Source organism: Chitinivibrionales bacterium, from assembly GCA_014728215.1.
Classification (GTDB): Bacteria; Fibrobacterota; Chitinivibrionia; order Chitinivibrionales; family WJKA01; genus WJKA01.
Map to the genome: position 1 here is coordinate 18,301 of WJLZ01000200.1, position 23,923 is coordinate 42,223.

Annotated in this window: 18 protein-coding genes; 6 read left to right on the top strand and 12 right to left on the bottom strand. The window is 44.2% G+C overall.

Annotation, left to right across the window (positions count from 1 at the left end; translation table 11 throughout):
• Positions 1–30 precede the first annotated feature (30 nt).
• Both GF401_18030 and GF401_18035 read right to left on the bottom strand, forming a co-directional pair.
• Positions 31–798, bottom strand: a complete 768-nt coding sequence (locus GF401_18030) for a MotA/TolQ/ExbB proton channel family protein (protein ID MBD3346956.1) — start codon at positions 796–798, stop codon at positions 31–33.
• 175 nt (positions 799–973) lie between these two features.
• Positions 974–1,285 carry a hypothetical protein gene (locus tag GF401_18035; protein MBD3346957.1) on the bottom strand — a complete coding sequence of 104 codons (312 nt, stop codon included), beginning with the start codon at positions 1,283–1,285 and terminating at the stop codon, positions 974–976.
• A gap of 374 nt (positions 1,286–1,659) precedes the next feature.
• Here GF401_18035 and GF401_18040 point away from each other — a divergent pair, with 374 nt between their 5' ends.
• The 3 genes from GF401_18040 to GF401_18050 are packed head-to-tail and all read left to right on the top strand — an operon-like array spanning position 1,660 to position 5,880.
• Positions 1,660–2,256 carry an SIS domain-containing protein gene (locus GF401_18040; GenBank protein MBD3346958.1) on the top strand — a complete coding sequence of 199 codons (597 nt, stop codon included), beginning with the start codon at positions 1,660–1,662 and terminating at the stop codon, positions 2,254–2,256.
• 37 nt (positions 2,257–2,293) lie between these two features.
• Complete coding sequence (gene nadB / locus GF401_18045; GenBank protein ID MBD3346959.1) at positions 2,294–3,913, top strand: L-aspartate oxidase; 1,620 nt, start codon at positions 2,294–2,296, stop codon at positions 3,911–3,913.
• Positions 3,910–5,880 (top strand): hypothetical protein, encoded by a 1,971-nt coding sequence (locus GF401_18050; protein ID MBD3346960.1) that lies wholly within the window; start codon positions 3,910–3,912, stop codon positions 5,878–5,880. Before nadB ends, GF401_18050 begins: the two co-directional genes overlap by 4 nt.
• A gap of 40 nt (positions 5,881–5,920) precedes the next feature.
• Here the strand turns inward: GF401_18050 and GF401_18055 are convergent, their stop codons facing one another.
• The 6 genes from GF401_18055 to GF401_18080 all read right to left on the bottom strand — a co-directional run bounded on the left by GF401_18055 (position 5,921) and on the right by GF401_18080 (position 15,985).
• Positions 5,921–10,396, bottom strand: coding sequence for a tetratricopeptide repeat protein (locus GF401_18055; protein ID MBD3346961.1), 4,476 nt, complete (start codon positions 10,394–10,396; stop codon positions 5,921–5,923).
• A gap of 101 nt (positions 10,397–10,497) precedes the next feature.
• On the bottom strand, positions 10,498–11,124 hold the full coding sequence (locus tag GF401_18060; protein ID MBD3346962.1) for an XTP/dITP diphosphatase: 627 nt from the start codon (positions 11,122–11,124) through the stop codon (positions 10,498–10,500).
• Between the two features lie 61 nt (positions 11,125–11,185).
• Entirely contained in the window at positions 11,186–13,606 is a 2,421-nt protein-coding gene (locus GF401_18065; GenBank protein MBD3346963.1) for a leucine--tRNA ligase, read from the bottom strand.
• Positions 13,607–13,680: 74 nt separating this feature from the next.
• Positions 13,681–14,709, bottom strand: a complete 1,029-nt coding sequence (locus GF401_18070; GenBank protein MBD3346964.1) for a hexose kinase — start codon at positions 14,707–14,709, stop codon at positions 13,681–13,683.
• Between the two features lie 156 nt (positions 14,710–14,865).
• Positions 14,866–15,435 carry a hypothetical protein gene (locus tag GF401_18075; protein MBD3346965.1) on the bottom strand — a complete coding sequence of 190 codons (570 nt, stop codon included), beginning with the start codon at positions 15,433–15,435 and terminating at the stop codon, positions 14,866–14,868.
• The gene (locus GF401_18080) at positions 15,422–15,985 is read right to left on the bottom strand and encodes a sigma-70 family RNA polymerase sigma factor (protein MBD3346966.1); all 564 of its coding nucleotides are present in this window, start codon (positions 15,983–15,985) and stop codon (positions 15,422–15,424) included. The genes GF401_18075 and GF401_18080 overlap by 14 nt, the downstream gene beginning before the upstream one ends.
• 127 nt (positions 15,986–16,112) lie before the next feature.
• On the opposite strand from GF401_18080, the gene GF401_18085 reads away from it, so the two are divergent.
• Positions 16,113–16,208 carry a hypothetical protein gene (locus GF401_18085; GenBank protein MBD3346967.1) on the top strand — a complete coding sequence of 32 codons (96 nt, stop codon included), beginning with the start codon at positions 16,113–16,115 and terminating at the stop codon, positions 16,206–16,208.
• Between the two features lie 24 nt (positions 16,209–16,232).
• Here GF401_18085 and GF401_18090 read toward each other — a convergent pair whose 3' ends face one another.
• On the bottom strand, positions 16,233–19,928 hold the full coding sequence (locus GF401_18090; GenBank protein ID MBD3346968.1) for a tetratricopeptide repeat protein: 3,696 nt from the start codon (positions 19,926–19,928) through the stop codon (positions 16,233–16,235).
• 161 nt (positions 19,929–20,089) lie between these two features.
• Entirely contained in the window at positions 20,090–20,800 is a 711-nt protein-coding gene (locus GF401_18095; GenBank protein MBD3346969.1) for a hypothetical protein, read from the bottom strand.
• Between the two features lie 102 nt (positions 20,801–20,902).
• Here GF401_18095 and GF401_18100 point away from each other — a divergent pair, with 102 nt between their 5' ends.
• Positions 20,903–21,613: an SDR family oxidoreductase gene (locus GF401_18100; protein MBD3346970.1), complete on the top strand. Its 711-nt coding sequence runs from the start codon at positions 20,903–20,905 to the stop codon at positions 21,611–21,613.
• A gap of 50 nt (positions 21,614–21,663) precedes the next feature.
• On the opposite strand, the gene GF401_18105 is transcribed toward GF401_18100, so the two are convergent.
• The gene (locus tag GF401_18105) at positions 21,664–22,110 is read right to left on the bottom strand and encodes a low molecular weight protein arginine phosphatase (GenBank protein MBD3346971.1); all 447 of its coding nucleotides are present in this window, start codon (positions 22,108–22,110) and stop codon (positions 21,664–21,666) included.
• Positions 22,111–22,279: 169 nt separating this feature from the next.
• Between GF401_18105 and GF401_18110 the strand changes: the two genes are divergently transcribed.
• Positions 22,280–22,618 (top strand): hypothetical protein, encoded by a 339-nt coding sequence (locus GF401_18110; GenBank protein MBD3346972.1) that lies wholly within the window; start codon positions 22,280–22,282, stop codon positions 22,616–22,618.
• Here GF401_18110 and GF401_18115 read toward each other — a convergent pair.
• The gene (locus tag GF401_18115; protein ID MBD3346973.1) at positions 22,615–23,895 is read right to left on the bottom strand and encodes a tyrosine--tRNA ligase; all 1,281 of its coding nucleotides are present in this window, start codon (positions 23,893–23,895) and stop codon (positions 22,615–22,617) included. The two genes, GF401_18110 and GF401_18115, sit on opposite strands and share 4 nt — an antisense overlap.
• Positions 23,896–23,923 lie beyond the last annotated feature (28 nt).

Here is a 23,923-nt window from a genome sequence, read left to right on the forward strand (position 1 = left end):
GTAAGGAGTACCTATGCAATACCGACAGGATTACGTATTGATTTCTTTGATCAGTTTATTATCAGTAAAAAGCTTTATATTATTATGTGTCACATGGACCCCGACTCCCTCTTTGAGTTGGGAAGCACTGATATGATATTTATGGGTTCTGTATGACTTTTCTACGAGTGCATTAACCAGTCGTAATGAGTGCTCGTCGATTTCGTCGATAATTTTCTGGGTTTTTGATCGGAAAATTGCATAGAGAATGATTGCCGGGATGGCAACCATCAGACCGGTAAAGGTGGTATTCATGGCCGCGGCAATACCCGAGGCAAGAAGAGTTGATTTCTCAGCGGCGTCAATGCCTGGCTTTCCAACGGCGGCAAAAGAGAGAATCAGTCCGTAAATTGTTCCCATGAGCCCGAGCAGTGTAGCAACGTTTCCGACCGTAGCAAGATAATTTGTCCTCTTCTCAAGTTGAGGCACTACTTTCAGTATGGCTTCATCAACGCTGTTGCGGATTCGATCGGCCCCGCGATTCGCTTCATCAAGACCGGCCTTGACCACCGATGCCAGTGCCATCTTGCCGGCCTTTGCACACATACGCTGCGCAGCAGGTATATCATCTTTTTTAATATTGGTCAATATTTCTTTAACAAACAACTCCGCTTTGAAACCGGACCGGCTCATCAAATAAAAAAAGCGTTCCAGTACAATAGCGATACAGAAAATACCAACCACAAGCAAAATCCACATAAAGAGAAATCCGGGTTCGGAGGGATTGAATGAGTGGAAAAATTTTGCGAAGAAGTTCATACGAGCTCCTTGGAAATAGTTTTCGGATAAGATACTGCTTCAACAGCTTTAATCCCCGCTCCTCCGTATGTAACAAACAGCAAAGGAACCGAAGAACAATGATTAAAGATAAATGATTTACTTATACAATGCATAGGATAAGAAAATAATAAGCAGAGAGAGGTACTTTTTTTCTTTAGGGTACATAATTTTTGATTTCTTTACCGGAAAATTCAAAAGCCTCCTCATAAGGAGAGTTTTCGATAACCGATTCATCGACCAGATCGGTAACATTAGTATTTTTTCCCAGGCTCTGGATTACCATAGGAGCGAAATCCGGTCTTTGATCGGCCTTGATAAGCACCAGTTGAGGACGTCTGATTTTTCCTTCAATTCGCTGTTCTTCAAATATGAGCTGCTTTACACTTTTATCTCCGGATGAAGCGGAAATAAAAGAGGAAATTCCGGCAAATACAATGAAAACTACAGCAGTTTTTAATCGTAACATCACTTTTCTGTTTTTCATCAGAAATATTTTAATTAATGATAAACAATTTTACTTTAACAATAATAAATTATGGCGCAGGGGTTATACCAGTTGATTCCTATTATGTAGTATACTGTATTACCTCAGCAAAATCAATATATTAGATATGGTAATAAACGGTTTTTTATCTTGCTATCCGTACCGGCCGGACAGAATTATTTTCCAGCCCTCTTTTCCGCTGTTTTGCGCTGTCAAATTACCGATCAATCCGGGAGATTTGTGGTGAAAATCCGCTGCGAGCGGGTTATTTGATGTATATTATCATAGTTTAAACGCGTGCTTTGTGAGTCTGATATCCGGCTCCTTTTATTAAAAGTTCTATTCAGGAAAAACATATGGATAATGATCTGAAACGGGCGAGGGAGATTCTCGATGCTGAAGCTGCTGCAATTCGAAATATCCCCCTTGACTCCGATTTTGCAGAAGCTGTATCCGAGCTTCTCAGATGTCCGGGTAAAGTCATTACAACCGGTATGGGAAAAGCAGGAAAGATTGCCCAGAAAATGGCCGGGACCCTCTGTTCAACCGGTACTCCTGCATGTTATCTGCACCCTGGCGAAGCTGCTCACGGTGATCTGGGGGTTATGAGTGAAGGCGATGCGATCCTTGCCTACTCCACCAGTGGAAAAACACGCGAGGTTCTCGAAATGCTGGAGTTGGCACGCCACCTCGGCGTAACATCAATGATAGGTATTACTTCCCATCCAGACTCATCCATACGGGAATTATGTCCGGTTGTGCTGAATATGGGTGAAATCACCGAGCCATGCTCTTTAGGACTGACTCCTACGTCAAGTACAATTGTCATGCTTGCAATCAGTGATGCACTTGCGCTTGTGCTTATGGAACGGAAAAATATCACACAAAAAGAATTCGGTCTGCGACATCACGGAGGATATCTCGGAACAAAGGCAAAAAATGCATGTTCATGACATGTACACTTCAAAACATTAATGGTTATCAACATCAATGAATATTGAAAAAACAGATTTTCTGGTTATCGGCAGCGGGATTGCAGGGCTAAATTTTGCGATCCATGCATCACAGTATGGAAATGTCGTTATTATCACAAAAAAGAGCAATACCGATTCAAACAGCAATCGTGCACAGGGGGGTATTGCATGTGTGCTGGATCCCGACGATGATTTCAGCCGTCATATTGATGACACACTCGAAACCGGTAAAGGTCTCAGTAATACGGATGCTGTCGAAATCCTTGTTAATGAAGGCCCCGAAAGGATAAAGGAACTGCTGAGCTGGGGGGTCCAATTTTCCCGTTCCACCGATTCGAAAGCCTATGCCAGTCTCGACCTTGGAAGGGAAGGCGGCCATACGGCAAATCGAATAGTTCATGCAAAAGATCTTACCGGCCAGGAGGTTGAAGCTACCTTATTGAATTTAGTGAACCGCCTGCCAAATGTCACACTATTTCAAAACCACTATGCCATCGAGCTGATTACCAATCACCACGTTAAAAACCCACCACAAAAAAACCGGTGCTACGGAGCATATATTCTCGATACCGAAAAAAACAGAATATTTTCTCTTCAAGCGAAAGTCACCTGCCTGGCAACTGGTGGCGTTGGAAAAACCTATCTCCATACGACAAATCCGGAGATCGCTACCGGCGATGGTATAGCCATGTCGTTCAGGGCAGGTGCGGAAATACGAAACATGGAATTTATCCAGTTTCATCCGACAATGCTCTACCATAAAAACAGCGATTCCTTTCTTATCTCAGAAGCCGTACGGGGATTTGGTGCAGTGCTGAAAAACCATGACGGTGAAAAGTTTATGGATTCATATCATCCAATGAAGTCTCTTGCCCCCCGGGATGCTGTAGCGCAGGCAATCGACAAGGAGATGAAAAAATCAGGAAAACCCTGCGTGTACCTGGATATCACGCATATTTCCGGTTCAAAAACAAAACAACGATTTCCGAACATATATTCCCGTTGCAAAGAGCTGGGCCTCGATATTACCAAAGACCTTATACCGGTGGTCCCTGCCGCCCACTATCTGTGCGGTGGTATATGGGTCAACAGTAACAGTCATTCAAGTATCGACACCCTGTATGCATGCGGAGAAAACTCATGCACCGGTGTTCATGGTGCAAACCGTCTGGCTTCAAATTCGCTTTTGGAAGCACTGGTTTTTTCTTATCGGGCAGTTCATGATGCCCGTAACCGGCTCTCATCAATTCCCTTTATTGACGAACGCCGAATCCCCCCATGGGATGACAGCGGAACGGTGGAAACGGAAGAATGGATACTGCTTTCGCATAACCTTCACGAGATTCAGACTACGATGTGGGATTATGTCGGCATTGTCCGTTCAACGCTTCGTCTTCAACGTGCTTACCGAAGAATAAATTTGCTGCAGAAAGAAATAGAAGATTTCTATAAAAGAACCAGGATAACTCCTCCGGTTCTCGATCTCCGGAATGTTGTCACTGTGGCGAAGTTAATCGTGACATCAGCTCTGCGCCGTCATGAGAGCCGGGGGCTTCATTTTACCACCGATTTCCCCGGTGTTAATAGTCGCTACTGGAAAAAAGATTCTGTTGTTCCCCTACAATTGCGCGTATGATACCGCTCTGGCTGACAGTTGCATTTTTTGTTGTTGTCTATCTATTGCTGATAATCGTTTATGTTTATCGCATGCCGAATAAGAAATGGCTGCGATTTATTCTCATAGTCCTCAGGACAGCTATTCCGGTTTTTCTTCTCGTCGCCCTCTTTCAGCCATCCATTACTTTCAGGTACTTTGCGCAGAAAACTCCCTCAACAGCCCTTCTTATCGATAATTCTGCCAGCATGGCCCTTTTCAATCCGGACTCTGCGGTACGCCCTTTTATAAAGGCATTTTTCAGTAAAACAAAAAGCAAGGGTACAAAGCTTTTTCCGGTTTATACATTTGGCGATACGCTGGAACTCTGTTTGGATATTTCGGAAGTATCCTTTACCGGGAATTCGAGCAATTTCCCTAATACATCTGTCAACCAGGATCTCCGCAATGCATCCACAATAATTATTGTTTCGGACGGCAACTGGACTAATGCCCAATTCGCCGGAAATGCACTGGAAGAAAAAAATGTCTATTACTATCAACTTCCTCAAATCGCCCCCAAACCCTATATCCACATTGAAGCCCACCCGGATAAAAAGGATGTGCCTCGAGATTCACTTTCCCAGGCGCTGATACATATATATGGCTACAAAAGCCACTCATTGCCATTGAATCTCTCGATGAACGAGCGGTCAACGACATTGGCCGAAAGAAAGGTGGCGGCCGATTCCGGTTTCTTTCGGGATACGGTAAAACTGCCACTCCCAACATCGCACACCGGAAGGCACCTCTACACCATTTCAGCAATCAACAATACCGATACCGTGCAATCATCATGCAGGCTCATCCAGACAGTTGTTCCCAGCCGGTTTTTTGCAGGCTTTTACAGCACCTCACCGAAACTCGACAGGCGTTTTATTTCACTCGCCTGCACATGGCTGGAAGACTGGATGGCCACGGAAACTACCTCAAAATCATCGGTCCTTTTCATCTTTGACTGGAACATCGAGACCGAAAAAATCATAAAGGCACTACCAAAAAACAGTGTCGTTGTATTCATGGGTTGCTCACCGTTCGAAAAAAGCCGGGTTATCAGGCCGTCACGACTGACAGTGATTGCCCATTCCGATTTTTCTGACAATCCGCTACCATCTCTGCCCGAAAATATGCCCGCTCCATCGAGCCTGCGGTCTTTCGATATCGAAACTCTCCCTTGGAAATCAGTACGACTTAGTGTTGTTGCAGATTATTCCGTTTCCACGTCCTCCCATCAGGATACGCTTCCACTCCTTGTTGTCGGCAGATACAAGAAACGCACATCTTTTTTTCTGACTGCAGAGGGGATATGGCGATGGGATTTCCAGACACAGGCATTTGACCGGCCGGTGAGTAGCTTTCCCTTCTCTCAGTATCTCTTATCGCTTATCCGGGAACAGCTTCTTATCAATGCGGTTGATGAATTTTACCTCTTTCCCGATAAGGAAGAATTACACGAAAGGGATTCACTCTTTTTCCGCGCCGTGCTTCCCGCAGAATGCCTGCAATCTTCAAAGGTTCATGCCAGGCTTCTCATCGTTTCCAACCAAGACACGGTTCAGGATACCACCTTGTCATTCATTCCCCCTCTTTCCGGAACCATGCGGCTCAGTCTGGCACCTGTTCCCGCCGACTCCTATATCTACACGGCATATCTCACTGCACAGGGACAACATTATTCTTTCCGGGATTCTCTGCATGTCACAGTCGACAATTCGGAACGGGAGGTACGGGAACAGAACACGCTTTTTCTCAAGCAGTGGGCTCAGCCCGTTTCACCGGAGGAATCAGAAGATTTTCTGGAGCAACTCGAGCAGAGTATGACAGAGAGGGAACGGGAAACCCAAACCGGGACCTTTCGCATCAATCAAACTTGGCCCCTGTTGATTATCATTCTGCTCCTCTTCGGTACAGAATGGTTTATCAGGAAAAGGGCTAGATTGGATGACTAACCCTTTTCCCTTCACCATTGTAATATTGTAAGCCGGCAGATTATTTCCAGCCGATACTTGCTTCTTTGATTATAACCGGATTTTTAGGATCGAGAGATTTTGCCTTATTCAGATGTTTTGTGTACAGGGCTTTGTTCTTCTCTTTTTTGGCGACTTTCGCAAGCCCGAATTCCGAAAGTGCATGATCCGGTTTAACCCCCAGCGCTTTCTCGTAATATTTTTTCGCCCGGGTGAAATCATTTTTCTGAAGGTATACTTCAGCCCGTTCAAAGAGCGCGGGAAAATGCTTGTCGTTGATAAAGAGTATCGATTTGTAGGTTTCTATGGCCTCAACCAGCTTATTTTCGGCTCTCTGAACTGTAGCAAGCAACATCAAGCCCTCGATATTTCCCGGTTCGGAGTTCCTGATCTCCTCGATATATTTTGCCGCATCGCTGTAGCGTTTCCGTTCGATAAGATCCTTTGCATACTGAGCACGGTATTTGTTATCGTTGGTCAGCTCGATGAGCCCCAGCATTTCACCGCCGGCTTTCTCCTGTTTACCGGCCTGCTTATACAGTTTATAGAGTTCCATGCGAATTTCGATATCCTTTGTTTTGATGGCCTTCGCCTTTTCGAGAAGGTCAATCGCCTGAGTGGGCCGATTCGTTTTCATATACCCCTCGGCAAGAAGAAGAATTGTCTCGACATCTTTAGGTGCCATGGCATGAACAGTTTCGAGGTTTGCCAGGGCCTGAGTTGTCTGGTTCTTCTTCAGGAGTATGGCACCCACTCGCTTATTCGCCTCGACATTCTGCGGATCGAGTGTAAGCAGCTTTTTGAATGCAGAAAGCTCCTTGCCTTCATTTTTCAGTTCTCCATACACCTGCCCAAGGGTGAACCATACCTCTGCAATCGTATCTACCAGACTCGTTGTACGGGAGAGCATGGATGCCGCTTTTGAAAGAGATTTCTTATCCTCGGCCAGTATCATTCCGAGACGCAAAAAGTTCCTGTGATCTTTCGGATATTTTGACGTATTGACCTGATACAGTTTCACTGCGCCCGCCTTATCGGATGCTTCCCTGAGATAAGCCATTTTATAAGCAGCATCACTGTCAACCACCCCAGGCAGTTTCGTATACGCCTCATAGGTTTTCGCGGCATCAACAGGTTTATTAATTTTCTCATAGCATACGGCAAGCGGCTTGAGCATCCGCTTCAATTCGGAAGCCGAAGGCTTTTTTGCTCTTGCCTTGGCAAATGCTTCGGCAGCCTCCTTATACTGTTTGGTAGTATAATACGATTCACCCAGAACTATGAGGTACCGTGCGTCCTGTAACGCTGCATCCTGAACTTTCTCCAGATAGGTGATAGCGCTTTTGAACTCTTTCTTTTGGTGTTCGTACAGCCCGATCTTTTTGGCAGCCTTCTGATCTTTCGGGGCCTTTACAAAGTATTTCTTGTAGGTTTCAATAGCAGCCCCTTGCTTACCGATTTTTTCCTGCAATTCGGCAAGCTCCTTGAACTCATTAACCGCCTTTGGATTAAGCATAACCACCTGTTCATAGGTGATAATTGCATTACTATTGTCGCCGATCTTTGCCTGACTTTCGGCAAGAGATGTAAGCACTTTGACGTTTTTAGTATCAGTCTTCAGAGCTTCCTGATACATTCCAATTGCGCTTTGGTACTTTTTCTGCTTCTTATAAATATCACCCAGTGCAATGTACATCGGCGCATCCGCCTCTTTAGCCTTGATAGCACCGGTGATAACCGTCACTGCCTCGTCATCCAGTTTCTTTTTCAAAACAATATCGGCATATTTTTTATAAAAGCCTTTTATTGAAGAATCGTATTTAAGTGCCGAACGGTAGGCAGACAAAGCCTCGTCGAACTCTTTCAGCTCATAGAGCAGATTACCAAGACTTTTGTGGGCCTGAGCATTCTTTGGACCAAGTTCGATATACTTTTTAAGATGACCTACCGCAGCTTTCTTTTTGTTTTGTTTTGAAGAGATGTCATAGAGTTTTTTGAAGACTTCTTTGCTCTTCGGCGTTAACACCGCAAGATCTTCATAGAGCGGATATGCGGTGTTGAAATTCTTTTTCTCCATGGAGTACTCGGCAAGCCGGACTCTGGATTCGATATTCTTTTTATCTTTGGAAACGATTTCCTTATCCAATTTTGCCAATTCAGCCCGTTCTTTTTCGACCATCTGCGTTTGATTCGTCTTATTCAAGGCATCGATAAGCGATAACCTGATCGCCACATCCTTTGGCAGCAACTTCTTAGTTTTTTGTAAAACATTGGCAGCTTCTTTTGGACGTTTTGTTTTCATGTAAGCGTCCGCAAGCAGCAGCATCGTCTCGGAATCCTTTGGCGACATGGTCAAAACCATCTCGAGGTTGGTAATCGCTTTGCTGACCTGCCCTTTTTCAATCAGAATAGCTCCTACACGCTTATTTGCCCGGAGATGCTGTGGTTCTTTTTCCAGGAGTTTGGAATAGGCTGAAAGCTCGGTATCAGTCATTTTCAGCTTACCGCTCACCTCGCCGAGTTTTTCCCACACAATCGCGGTATCGATAAGTGCTGAGGCTTTCTTGAGCGCGGTTTGCGCCTGGGGCAATTTCTCATTATCTTGAGAATATATCAGCCCCAGCTGGAGAAAATTTCGATAATCCTTTGGGAATTGCATCGTATTAGCTTTATAAGCTTCAATCGCTTTGGCCTTATCCGATTTTTCTGTTAGCGATGCCATTTTATATGAAACATCAGCATTACTTATCCCGGGAATTTTGGCATAAGCTTCATAGGCCCGTGCCGCTTTGGCATCCTGATCCAATATTTCATAACACTCACCAAGGGGCATGAGTATCTTTTTTAATTCATCGGCGGTTGGCTTGGCCTGCCAGGCCTGAACAAAAACATCGACCGCCTTTTTATGATCCTTTGTCTGGTAATACGACTCACCAAGAGCAATAAGATAGTCCTTGGTCTTTAAATTAACATCCGTGACCATCTCGAAAAAGGATATGGCATTTTTGTAGTTTTTGTTTTTATGCTCATAAAATCCGATTGTCCGGGCAATTTTCTGATCATCGGATTTTTTCGCTATATACTTTTTGAATGCATCAATAGCATCCTTCTCTTTTTTCAGTTTCATATTTATCCGACCGAGGGCTTTATACTCCGATACTGCCTTGGTATTGAGCATGACCACCTGTTCGTACGTAACCACTGCATTTTTCAGATCGCCGCTCCGGTCCTGACATTCTGCAAGCGAAGTGAGTACTTTGATGTTTTTCCCATCGGTTTTCAATGCATTCTGATACATTTCGATTGCCTGGGCGTCTTTTTTATTTTTCTTATATATATTACCAAGTGCCGTGTACATCCCGGCATCGGCTTCACCCACTTCGATGGCTTTGGTGATAACCTTCACCGCTTCCTTTTCCAATTTTTTATCAAGCACAATGTCTGCATAGCGTTTATAGAACCCCTTTAGCTTTGGGTCCAGCTCCACCGCCTTACGATATGCAACAAGCGCATCATCCATTTCTTTCTGTTCGTATAACAAATTACCCAATGCTTTGTATGATTCGGCATGGCTGGAATCGAGCACCAGATAGTTTTTTAAATAGAGTGTGGCATCCTTTTGTTTACCCTTTTTGCGGGTTATTTCATAGAGATGTTTAAAAACTTTCGGATCTTTGGGGGTAAGAATCGCCAGTTCTTTAAGAAGTGTATAGGCGGTTTCGATATCCTTGTTTGCCAGAGCATATTCCGACATCCGCTGGCGGGACTTTACGTCCTTTTTATCGAGCTTGATTATCTGGGGATCGACTTTCGAGAGTTTTTCTCTTTCGTCCAGTTCTACATAACATTGAGCCAACTGCTTCCAATATTTAATTGCTTTGGGTTTTTTCTTAACAATTGATTCGAGTTGCACTGCAGCTGATTTGTGGTTCTTGTTTTTCAGATAAATATCTGCGAGTATCAAGCGTGACTTGAGGAGATTTTTATCCAGAGAAACCGCCGATTCGGCAGCATCCTGAGCCTTGTCCCATTGCTTGAGCTGAGCGGCACAAACAGCAATTCCCTCGGCAGCTTCGGCATTCCGCTCGAGGAGATAGCTCTTTTGATATTGTTTCATTGCTTCTTCATACTTTTTCTTATCGAAATTGATATGGCCATAAGCAAGATAGACCGCGGGATGGGAAGGATTAGCTTTCTGTGCTTCTTTATAGCCGGCCAGTGCTTTCTCTTTTTCTCCCAGTTCATTGTAGGCATCGGCAAGTGCTATCCAGATTTCAACCGTTCGTGAAGGAGGTGGAATCTGTTCTTCCGCATATTTTATTGCATCCTTATATTTGCCATTCTCGATGTAATACTGAAGTGCTTCAGCAAATTTGCCCTCATCAACCAAAGCGTCAAATTTTTTATCACCGTAGGCAATAACGGATAATCCCAGCAGTACAATAAGGCACCATTGTAACGACCGTACAGACCATGAATGAACAGCATTCGCTTTCATGGATCCCCTCCTTCAAAGAATTAAAAATGAATAGTAGAAATTATTTGCCTAAATTAAATATACAATATAGGTTAGATAAAAAGAGAAAAGACATCTCTCATTTATTTTTTCAGAGATTTAATCAGTTTTTCTTTAAGTTTCGCCAGTGCTTTTCCCCGATGACTGATAGTATTTTTGGTTTCAGCATCCAATTCGGCAAATGTTTGATCGTATCCAAAGGGGATAAAAAGCGGGTCGTAACCGAATCCTCCATTTCCCCGTGGCTCATATCCGATTTTTCCCTCGCAGGTACCCTGAACCGCGATGCTTTTTTCCCAGGACAGGATACAGACAATAACGCATCGAAACCGTGCTGTACGCCGGTCTTCGGGACAGAGTTCCATTTTCTTAAGCAGTTTTTCGTTATTTAACCGGTCATCAGCCTTTTCACCGGCATACCGGGCGCTGCGAACACCAGGATCTCCTCCCAGAAAATCGACTTCCAGCCCCGAATCGTCAGCAAGCGTCATTATCCCTTTTCGGGAAAATACCCATTGGGCTTTCAAAAATGCATTCTCCAAAAAGGTATCCCCTGTCTCCGGTATCTCAGGTTTAGGGTCCCAATGATCTCGAAGAGATGTAATTGTAAAGTTACACCCGGCAAGTATCTCTTGTATCTCCTCAACTTTGCCTCTGTTACCCGTAGCAATGAGCAATTCATCTGAGACTGAATTCCTGGTATCAACCATCTCTTTCATGGGTCGACGGCTTAGCCTTTCTTAGTCAATGATATCAAACCAATTCGATGAGTTATTTTGCAACGATATTTACTAATTTATTGGGAACCACGATAACCTTGCGTACGGTTTTACCTTCGATATGCTGCTTAATTTTAGAGTCATTGAGAGCAGACTTTTCGAGTTCCTGTTTTGATGCATCTGCCGGTGCATTGAATTTCGAACGCAGTTTGCCGTTAACCTGTATAACAATAGTCACGGTATCGACTTTAAGCTTATCCTCTTCCCACGACGGCCATTCTTCATAGGCAAGTGTTGAATCATGCCCGAGCTTCTGCCACAATTCTTCGGAAATATGAGGGACAAAAGGTGAAAGAAGCAATACGAAACGTTCCATATCCTCTTTCCTGACGGCATCCTGGCGGTTGAGGGTGTGGGAAAGAGTCATCAGCTGAGCAATCGCCGTATTGAATTTCATCGCCTCGATATCTTCAGAAACTTTCTTAATTGTCTGATGCAAGAGAGTGGTGACATCATTGTTTTCCGGAGCTTCGGAACTGACTTTACCAATAAGCTCCCATACACGGTTTATGAAACGGTTCATACCAGTGAGTCCCTGAGTATTCCACGGAATAGGCTGATCGAAAGCCCCCATGAACATTTCATAAAGCCGAAAAGCATCTGCGCCGTATTTTTCGACCATTTCATCGGGATTGACCACATTTCCACGGGACTTGGACATTTTCTCTCCGTTTTGCCCCAGAATAAGGCCGTGAGAAGTTCGTTTTTTGTAGGGTTCGGGAGACGGCACGACACCGATATCATAGAGAAATTTATGCCAGAACCGGGAATACAGCAGATGAAGCGTCGTATGTTCCATACCACCATTGTACCAGTCGATTGGTATCCAGTATGAGAGATTTTCCGGTGAAGCAAGGGCGGTATCGTTATGGGCGTCGGTAAAGCGCAGGAAATACCAGCTCGATCCCGCCCATTGGGGCATCGTATCCGTTTCACGCCGGGCCGGCCCATTGCATCGAGGACAGGATACCTCAACCCAGTCTTTAATAAGCGCCAGCGGCGATTCACCGGTATCGGTTGTACGGTAACGCTCGACTTCGGGAAGAAGCAACGGAAGCTCCGATTCCGGTAAGGGCACCCATCCACATTGAGGACACTTCACCATGGGAATAGGCTCCCCCCAATACCGCTGTCTGCTGAACACCCAATCTCGTAAGCGATATTGGACCGATGCTTTCCCATACCCTTCAGATTCAACAATACGGATCATTTCTTCAATCGCTTCATGAGGCGGCATCCCGTCAAGAGGACCTGAATTGACCAGTGTACCTTTGTCGATGTCAACAAAAGCTCCCTGCGATACATCACCACCGGAGATGACTTCGACAACAGGCAATCCGTATTTTCCGGCGAATTTCCAGTCCCGTTCATCGTGCCCCGGAACAGCCATGATTGCACCGGTGCCATAAGAAATGAGCACATAATCGGCAATCCATACAGGAACTTTGTTATGAGTAGCCGGATTGAGTGCGGTAATCCCTTTGAATTCCACCCCGCTTACTTCCTTAACGACCTCGGTCCGTTCAAAATCCGATTTGTTTGCGGCTTCCTCCACATACTTGCGCACTTCCTCTGCATTTTCGCACACCGGCAGCAATTCGTTGACCAGCGGATGCTCCGGCGCCAGAACCATATAGGTTACCCCGAAAAGTGTATCGGGACGGGTCGTGAATATGCGCATTGTGCGTTCTTTTTCATCTTTGGAGTGCACCGGAAAATCCACTTCCGCACCAACAGACCGGCCGATCCAGTTTGTCTGCTGCATTTTTATCTGTTCCAAAAAGTCTACCATTTCCAGATCTGCAAGAAGCCTCTCCGCATACTCGGTAATTTTAAGCATCCATTGGCTTTTAACTTTCCGTACCACTTCACCGCCACATCGCTCACAAACTCCTCCAACGACCTCTTCGTTGGCTAACCCGACATTACACGATGTACACCAGTTGATCGGCATTTCGGATTTGTAGGCCAGCCCCTTTTCCCACAGTTTCAAAAATATCCACTGAGTCCACTTGTAATAATGAGGATCGGTCGTGTCGATCTCGCGGGACCAGTCAAAAGAAAATCCGAGCCGTTTTAATTGAGAACGGAATCGCTGGATATTTTTTTGCGTTACTTCGCGTGGATGCTGCCCGGTTTTAATGGCAAAATTCTCGGCAGGAAGCCCGAATGCATCCCACCCCATAGGGAAAAGTACATTATATCCCTGCATCCGCCGTTTTCTCGAAACAACATCAAGGGCAGTATAACTGCGGGGATGGCCTACATGAAGCCCTTCCCCCGATGGATAGGGAAATTCTATAAGAACATAATACTTCTTCTTTGACTTATCTTCATCAACATTGAAACATTTCTTTTTTTCCCAGTATTGTTGCCACTTAGGTTCAATACTATGCGGATCATATTCTTCAATCAAACTGCCTCCTTATATTCCATTTGTCGTTATCGTTAAAATATATTTCTCTATGCCGGTTCTGCACTCCACGGTCAAACCGACTCGATACAGATGTCTTTCATCAGCCGCTGTACATCCCCTTTATTAATTATTCCGGCTCCTTCATTCAATGCATTGGAGATACCACATGCAACAGCAAGCCTGCATGTCTCGACGAATGAAAGTTTTCGCTGCATTCCCACCAGAATTCCTGCAACGACCGAATCGCCACAGCCAATAGTATCGACCGGTGTTATGGGAGGAACACTGCAGAGCAGGCAATTGTTGTCATGAATCGCAATCATGCCGTCGGAACCCAGAGAAATAAAGGCATATCGGATTCCCATATCGCAGAATCGTTTCCCTTTCAATGCGATATGATGAATTCCCCGGATTTCTTCTCCAAAATATTCTTCGAGTTCTTCATGATTAGGTTTTACGGCATCGGGTCTGGCCAGGAGCCCCCTGCGGAAGGCATCCCCCCTGGAGTCAAGCAGGCAGAAAACGCTCTTCTTTTTCAACGCCGTAATTACTTTACGATAAGCATCCATATCGTGATCAGGTGGAAGGCTTCCACAGAGTGCCAGGCGGTTGTCTTTCCGAACTTTTTGCTCGATAAATTTAATAAAAGCGTTCTGGACCTCCGGCGGTGCCGCCGTTCCAAGGCTGTTGATATGACTTGTCCTTCCCGCAGCCCTTTCACAAATAGTCGTATTAATTCGTACACTGCCGGGAAAGGTAAAATATTTTGCATCGATATCGCAGTCCTCAAAATATTTTTTAAACCGTCCATGATTTTCTTCGGGCTGAAATATCACCACCCCGACATCTTCTCCCAGTTCTTTTATCGCTCGTGCGACATTGATTCCTTTTCCTGCAGGCCCACGTTTTGATATTGTATCGTTATAGGTATTTCCCACATGGAACTCATCCAGTGAATAAGTGACATCAAGACAGGGATTAAATACCGTGCAGGTGATCAAAAGAGCCCTTCCCCTTTCATAGCACAATAAAGCAGTTTCATGGCCTTTATCATCATTGCAGTCAGAAAAATTACCGCAATAAATTGAGCAACCTTTAATAGTGTGCTGATTTTTTTAAAATTTTTCATGGTGGATATCAGAATGCAAGGCAATAAAATATAATAATGCGACGACAAAGCGTAACCTGAATAGGCACCAAAAAAAAAGCATTCCGAAGAATGCTTTTAAAATCAGCCAAAACTGTCCGTAGAAGGATTATTGAGCGTTGAGATCAACGGTAGAAACGCCTTCGCGTTTCATATCACCTAATCTGTCGGAGAAGGGAATAGAATCATCATCGGAATTAATAGAATCGTTGAGCAGAGTATCACGACCATCGGCAAGAAGAACCTCTTTTTCCGATGATGTGGTTACCGATTCTGCGGTACGAACCGACGACTCATCTGTTTTTTCATTTGCAAATTGAACGTCCTGGTTGGTATCCTGCATAACATATACAAGATATCCCATCCCCAGAAATCCCATGAGCAGGAGACTTGTGGAAATTGCTGCTTTCCTCATGACTGTGGAGAAAACGTTAAATGAAGTCTTGAGCCGCGGAGGCTTGGAACAGACCCGGAGAATCTCCCGGTCGGTTTCCGGTGAAGGTGACTCACCCAGAATAGATTCGGAGAAAAATTCGCGTTTCTCCTTTTGATAGGATTTCAGTTCTTGTGAACAGAAGTTGCATTCGCTCAGGTGTTTTTCGAATTCGGATCGTTGCGTACCATCAAGTTCATTTGATGTATACAGTAATCCTTCATCTTCCCACTTATTGCACTCCATGAATACCCCTTTTCTGTAGTTCCTTACGGATATTCTTTAATGCCAGGCGCATACGTCCCAGCGCTGTGTTTATTGGACAATTCATGATTTCGGCAATATCCTTGAAAGGTACATCTCCAAGCTCACGCAAAAGAAAGACCTCTCGTTGTGAAGCCTCCAGGCACTGAACAGCTTCGTTTATTTTTTCACGCAACGATCTGTTGGACATGCTCCCTTCGGGAGTCTCGAATTTGCTCCCGATCGATGAAACCGCATCTTCTTCATGGTCGCTTTCGACTTTTGCATGACGGAAATAATCGATTGTCCGTTTATGCGCTATACCGAAAATCCAACTTAAAAAATTTCTGTTCTTATCAAACTGATTGATATTCCTCAATGCAGCAATAAATGTATCCTGCATCAAGTCTTCCGCTTTGTTACGATCTCCGGTCATTCTCATCAGAAATCCGAAAACACGGTGCTTATATTTTTCATATAAACCCGAAAAACCTCTCGGATCACCTTTTTGCCAAAGATCGAACAAATCTTTGTCGTTGTCTGAATTATTCATAGTGAATACGACTGGTCCGTTAGTTTTATTGTGAAATTTTTAGATTTTTCAACCCGGTTTTAAGACAAAAATATAATAAATCGCATTAATGAGATGATTTTACTGCCTATTTAATCGATGTTTATGCGTGCTTTTTACTTCAATCAGAAAAAAAGGCCCCTCTCTGAAGGGCCTTTGTGAAGCGTATCGCGTAGAAACGATGATTTGTCGGAAATGCGTATGAATACGCAGGAAATACCACTGTATGTTATCGAGCTTTTTTGAGTTCCTTCTGGATTTCATCGTTCGTTGGATCCAGCTCTTTGGCTCTCCGAAGATGCTTCCGGTAAAGGTCATCACGTTTCCAGAGTTTCTGCAGACGAGCCAGTCCGAGCTCTGCCAGCGCATAGGTCGAATCGGAACGCAAAGCTCTTTTATAGAACGTTTCGGCCCATTTAGGACTCTTTCCCAATTCCTTTCCATAACTTCGGAATAATTCGGCTTTTTCGTACAGTGCAGGGGCATAATTTTCCATCGCAATGATTTCATCGTATGCAGTAAGAGCGTCCTTATATTTTTTCTGCGCGGTCTTTATCTTTCCAAGCAGCATAAGGACATCATTGCCCGGCGAAGTTGCCATGATATTTTCAACTTCGTTTTCGGCCTCTTTGTATTTCTTGTCCTGAAATAAAAGCTCGGCATAAACCATCCGGGATTCGACATCATTCGGATCGATTGCAAGAAGCTGTTCGACCTCTTCACGAGCCTCTTTTTCCTTACCCACTTTCATATAGAGCTTGTATAAACGATTGCGAATCTTGGTATCTCTGGGTTTGAGCTCCTTTGCTTTTGTCAAAACACTGATCGCTTCATTAGGACGGTTGGTTTTTGCATAACTATGGGCAAGCGAATACATGATTTCAACATCTTTTGGAGCAAGCGTGCTTGCAGTTTCAAGATAGATCAAGCCTTCTTTGTACTTGCCTTTTTTAACCAGAAGAACTCCGATACGCTTGTTGGCCTTTGTATCCTGAGGCTCCTTTTTCACATAATTTTTATAGGCATTGAGTTCTTCATCCTCTTTACCCAGTTTACCATAAACATCACCAAGTTTTTCCCAGATAACCGGAAATGAATCGGCCATGGCGGTAATCTTTTTAAACATGGCTATCGATTTATTGAGCGTCTCCTTTTTATCGGAGTACAAAAGACCAAGCTGCAGGTAATTTCGATAGTCCTTGGGATATTTGGCAATATTTATTTCATATTGTTTTATGGCCGCAGACGGATTGGTTTTTTCCTGAAGCAGTGCTACTTTATACGCAGCATCTTCATCACGAACACCAGATATTTTTGTGTAGGCCAGGTATTCCTGAGCAGCCTTGGCATCTTCTCCCAGTTTTTCGTACGACTTTGCACTCAAGAGATTAATTGTTTTTAGTGCATCACGGCTGGGATTCCTTGGCTTGAGTGAGGACAGGATATCGATTGCCTTCTGATATTGTCCTGCATGGTAGCAGGCTTCACCATAGGCCAGTTTAAGACCAAATTCATCAGCCTCTTTCCCGCTTACCATTCCAAAATATTTTACCGCGTCTTTATAGTTTTTCTTGTTGAATTCGATCATGGCGATTTTTCGGGCAACAGCATTGTCCTTTGCTCCGCTATCAAGATATTTCTTATAGGCCTTAAGCGCCTGTTCATCCTGATTCTGCTTTGCATATAAATCACCGAGGGCCTTATACTCTTTCGAGGCCTTGGGATTCATCATGATAACCTGTTCGTAGGTAATAATCGCTTCCTTGATTTGTCCCATTGCGGCCTGGCATTCTCCAAGCGCAGTGAGAACATCAAGTTTCTGTGGATTCATCTGAAGAGCTTTCTGGTAATTTTCCACAGCATTTTTGTACGATTTCTTTTTCTGATAAATCATACCCAGGGTAGTATAGTCTTCAACCGTTGCATTTCCCGATTTGATTTTTCCTTTAATCGCCCGGATAGCCTCATCATGCTGTCCTTTGGCAATAACAATTTCGGCGTAACGATCGTAGAATCCACTGATCGTGGGATCGAGTTTCAAGGCTGTACGATAGGCGGCCAGGGCGCCGTCGAGATCTTTCTTTTCATACAGAAAATTTCCTTTGTCTCTGTATGCCTCGGCATCTTTCGGATTAAGTTCGAGATACTTGTTTACATAGGTGAGAGACTTGTTTTTATCGCCCAGACGTTTGGTAATAAGATACAGGTTCTTGAAAACCGCGGCATTTTTGGGAGCCAGTGTAGCGAGTTCCTGGTAAATTTTCAATGCTTTTTTATCTTCTTTTTTAGACAGAAGATATTTCCCGTAACGCAAACGTGAAGGAACATCCTTTGAATCAAGCTTGATGATCTGCTTATCAGCGTTGGCGAGTTTTTCCCGGTTCTGTGTTTTTTCATAGCAGATTGCCAGCGCTCTCCAGTACTCGATTTCTTTGGGATTTTTATTTGCCAGCTTTTCGTAATGCTGGATTGCGGCGGCATAATTACTTTCTTTCATCAGGGCCTTTGCCAGAACTTTCCTTGCTTCCTGAAGATTCGGATCCATGCGGATTGCCGATTCGGCGGCATCGAGTGCACGATCCCATCGATCAGTTTTTGCCGATGAAATAGCAATTCCCTCCAGAGCCGCGCCGCTCTTTTGCAGCGTATTACTTTTCTGGAAAAGCTCCATGGCTTTGGTATAATTATCGGCTTTGAGATTATAGTTACCCAAAATGAGATAGACATTGGGATCATTAGGACTCAAACTGATCATTTTTTCGTATGTTTCTTTAGCCTTCGCATCATTACCGGCTCTCTTGTAAAGATCCGCCAGGCGTGCGTAAGCTTCGATATTTTTCTCATCCTTTTCGATCGCTTTTTTGAGACTCGTAATCGCATCGGATATTTTTTTCAATCCTTCATAGGCATCGGCAAGAAGGAAATAGATATCGGGCGCAATTTTTCCTTCCTTATCGGCCATATTGATAAACTTCAAATGTCCGAGCGCCTCCTGATACTGTTTTTTATTCAACTGCGCCTTAGCTACTGTCAAGCGGCTGAGCAGAGCTTCTTTCGAACGATCGGCACCAAACGCCTTGATCGCATCATTATACGCTTTATAGGCACCCGCCGAATCGCCGGTTTTTTCTTTGGAAATGGCCAGATGATACTTATCTTTCGGCTCACTCTTTGCCTTGTCAATTGATTTTTCATATTCATCAATTGCATCCTTATAGTTACCCATTTGATAATACGTCCGGGCCAGGTCGAGACGGGCCTGATGTAACCCGGGCTTCTCTTTAAGCGTCTTATTAAGGTAATCGATAGCAGATTGTGTGTTGCCGGTTTCAAGATAGGATTTTCCGATTTTATACGCCACATCAGCATTAGCCTTCTTCTCGTATGCCTTCTGAAGCAGCGGAATTGCTTTGCTGTATTCCTTATCATTGAAATAAATGTTCCCAAGCTCCCGATTTGCAACGATATTATCAGGATCGGTCTCAATAACCTTTTCCAACGCTTTCTTTGCTTCAGCAGAACGGTCGAGTTTAATGCACGCATTGGCATACTGCCAGCTTGCATCACCGGTAAAATTCAATTCCAGTGCTTTTTTGGCATTGGTTAAAGCATTCTCGTGCTGGCCCAGCTTATTGTAGATCCTCGCTGCGCCCAGGAATGATTCGTAATGTTTGGGATTTACCCGCGATGAAACCAGATAACAGGCCAGTGCCTTTTCGGTGAGTCCCAGCTGTTCATTTGCCCTGGCGATCTGGACCCACTCATCCGCAGAACGGTTCGGCGGAGCAATGTTCTGATCTGCATGCTCAATTGCTTCCTTGTACTTTTTTCCTTTGATAAGCTTATCAAGGGTTTCATCGCTCCATGAATTCATACTATATGCAATGATGCACCAGAGAATTGTTATAACATGGAACTTGCGCATTGCCCGGCCTCCTTCAATTAAATGGTATGTTTGCCTGGTTAGAATAATTTATGCGGTTAATAATCACAAATTATTTGAGTAATTTTGTTCAAAGAATGTAATAGGAAATTATAATATGTTTATTTGTGTAATGCAATTTCAAGACGTTTAAATTCAAGGTCTTATTTTCCACTGATCCATATTTTACCATTATGGCCTTCAAAATGCGACTGGTGAAGCCTTTTCCAATCAAAAAAGGGGCCGGGATCGGGTTTTGCCATACTCCGGATCCCCATTTTTACTGCGCGCTCTCCTGCAACATCAGAATGCCCCAGAATTTTGAGCGCTCCCCCATACCGAGCTTCGATGTGGTCGAGAAGCTCCTGCAATGAATGATACTGTTCATCGGTGAATTTATCACTTTCGGTACCGGCCAGTTCTATTCCCACCGAAAAATCGTTAACCTTTTGACGGTTATCCGGCTCCGGCATGATACTTCCACCGCAATGCCATGCCTTGTACTCTTCGGGCACAAGCCGTAAAATATTCCCGGTTCTTTCGATCAAATAATGACTGCTGACATCATATTCACAGAAAATACCCAGAATCAGATCACGATTAAAAGGCTCCCCGGGCACTACCTTATTAGCACTAATATAATGGATTACAATCGTATCCACATTTCCATCGGTCCGATCTTCCCATAAGTGATCTTTGCCGTTTCTTCCGATTAACTCACCAATAGTGCTTTCCCCCAGGGGATAGTCGTTGTATTTTTGAAGAAGGCAGGATTTTATTTCCATAACACCGGTATGAAATATCACCGTTAGAGATAATTGTCTTATTAAAATATGGTTTAAGCGAATAATAAATGCCAAGAAAATAAGCGCCATACTTTCATTTTATTTGACGAATTATATTTTTATGTTACCTCAAACAGGAAAAATCGTTCTGTTTTGAAGTATGCCGTCACTTTTCCCCTCAAGGAATCGATTATGCCTCATACCGCACCAGCTATTCTCATTACCGCAGGGACACGACGTCTGGGCCTTGCCATGGCAAAAAAAAGCCTGGCCCTGGGCTACGAAGTAGTTCTTCACTACCGAAGCAGCAATCAGGAAGCGCAGGAATGGATAGAGCAAAATCCGCACCTCTCACCCAAGGTTCATTTTGTCGATGCAGATCTCCGTAACAGTCCATCACAGCTGATCGAAGAATGGTGTGCACGATTTCCCTACATTGAAGGTCTTGTTAACAATGCTTCTGTTTTCAACAAAGGCGATCTCGCAAATTTCTCCCATCTCAAAGAAACGCTTCTTATCAATGCACTTATTCCAATGGAACTTGCGGCGGCATTCTCCCGCTCAGTGAAAGAGGGCTGGATTATCAATATTACCGATGCCAATATATACCGCAGTAACCTTCCGTATCAGAACTATCGTATGTCAAAAAGACTTCTTGAGGATGCCACCCGGCAACTTGCTCTTGCCTTTGCCCCCCGAATCCGGGTCAATGCGATTGCTCCCGGCGCCATGCTCCCTGCTCCGGGACAAAGCCGGGAAGAATTTCTAAAGCTTAAACAAACCATACCCCTTAGAAAGACCGGCTCCATGGAATCGCTCCAGTCGGCCTACGAATACCTTATCAAAAATACCTATATAACGGGTCAGATCATGTATGTTGATGGCGGACGGCATATTGGGTAAAAACGCCGGGGGAAATAATGGATAAAGAATTTCAGGAAATGCCGTGCTTCTTACCGGTTTTCCGAAAACCGTTCTTTGAGGTAGGGAACGATACGGTCGATGTGTTGGTCGATTATGTCGAATGTTTTACGGAACTTTTTAATCGAGCCTCCCATGGGATCCGGAATGTCCTTCTTTTTATTTTCGGGACCGTCCCATGCAGCGCTCAGCATAAAAACTTTATCCGAAATTGAAGGAAAAAAGAGGTTAAAGTACTCTTTTTGAATTTTTTCCATGGTGAAAATGAGATCAGATGCGGTAAGCTCTTTGGGGTCTACGGAATGGGAACGGTGATTGGATAAATCAATGCCCTTTTCACCACAGACCTCCACAGCGAGTTTGGCAGCCGGCTGATTGTCGCGAGCATAGGTTCCTGTTGAAGAAACATAGAGATCATTGCGCCCCAGTTGATTCCATCGTTCCCGTAAAATCGCTTCCGCCATTGGGCTTCTACACATATTTCCCGTACAAATAAAAACAATTCGATTCAAGCAATAGACCCCTGTTGTTTTCTAAATATTCAAGAGATAATAAAAAAGTGAATTTAAAAATATATTATTTTAGCAGTGATTGAAAAAAGCCGAATACTAATATTTCGTTAATAATTATTCTGAACAGGGGGAATGTATGTCACTTACTACCGAAGAAAAATCACTTATATCCGAAGCTTTGCAGGTATATGTTCAGATTCTTGCCACCCGGATGCCCGGTAATCAGGTACAACAAGTTGCCAAAGTTGCTCAAACTATCGTAGGAAAACTGGATAACCTTAATGCAGGCAGCGGCAAAAAAGGTAATAAGCCGGCCGGCATCACCGATGAATGGTATAAAAATGTCTGTCTCCAATGCGACAAACTCGGTCCTGCGGGATGCGAGGACAAAGTTACCGAAAAATTCCCGGGGAAATGCGACCCGATCCTTCACTACGAAAGCCGGAAATCTCAAAAGAAAAAAGGCTTTTTCTAAGAAGCAATAATCAAATAATAGTTTTTCTTGCCCTTCTGAACAAGTATATAGCGGTTATTCAGTAAGACATCTGTTGAGATAACGGTATCAATATCGGTAATTTTTTCTTTATTCACACTTACTCCTCCACCGGTGAGCATGCGACGAGCTTCACCCTTTGAAGAAAAAACCGATGCTTTTGTTGCCAGAAGTTCGATCAGGGGAATTCCCTGTTCAAGTTCTGTTCTGGATATCACATTCTGAGGGACACCTTCAAATACACTGAGAAGATCTTCTTCGGAAAGTTTTCTCAATGCCTCGGTTGTTCCTTTGCCGAAAAGAATTTCCGATGCTTCCACTGAAGCCCGATAATCTTCCTCGGAATGGACCCTGATGGTAATATCCTTTGCCAGGGCTTTCTGTAAAGTCCGAAGGTGTGGAGCTCGGGCGTGTTCACTTTCGAGACTCTCGATTTCCTCTTTGGACTTAAGCGTGAATATGCGAATAAATCTCTTCGCATCTTCATCAGCAGCATTAAGCCAGAACTGGTAAAATTTGTAGGGTGATGTCATCGAGGGATCCAGCCAGATTCTTTCTCCCCCTTCGGTTTTCCCAAATTTGGTTCCATCGGCTTTGGTCAGCAACGGACACGTTGCGACATGGGCTTCTTTTCCAAGAATTCGTCTGACCAGTTCAGTCCCTGAGGTCATGTTTCCCCACTGGTCGGAACCGCCAACCTGAAATGTGCAGTGCTTATTCTTATACAGCCAGACAAAATCGTAGGCTTGAAGAAGCTGGTAGGAAAATTCGGTATAGGAAAGCCCTGTCTCCATCCGTTGTTTCACCGATTCTTTTGCGATCATGTAATTGATGGTCAGATGCTTTCCTACATCTCTGAGAAAATCCAGAAACCTGAAATCTTTGAACCAGTCATAATTATTGACCACTTCGGCACTTGTATCACCACAATCAAAATCGAGAAATTTTTCAAGTTGCTTTTTAAATCTTTCGAGATTGTTTTTCACCGTGTCGGGCGAAAGCAGGTTACGCTCAGCAGATTTTCCGGAAGGATCGCCGATCATACCGGTTGCCCCGCCCACGAGCGCCAGTGGCTTATGTCCGGCGCGCTGGAAATGAAGCAGCAGCATAATAGGAACCAGATTACCCAGCTGGAGCGAAGATGCAGTAGGATCAAAACCTCCGTACACAGTTTTCGCCCCCTGCTCCAGTTGTTCTTCCGCTCCGGGAGTAATATCCTGAATCATCCCCCGCCATCTCAACTCTTCAATCAATGTCATAACCATTCCTTTACTAAAAAATCCAGAT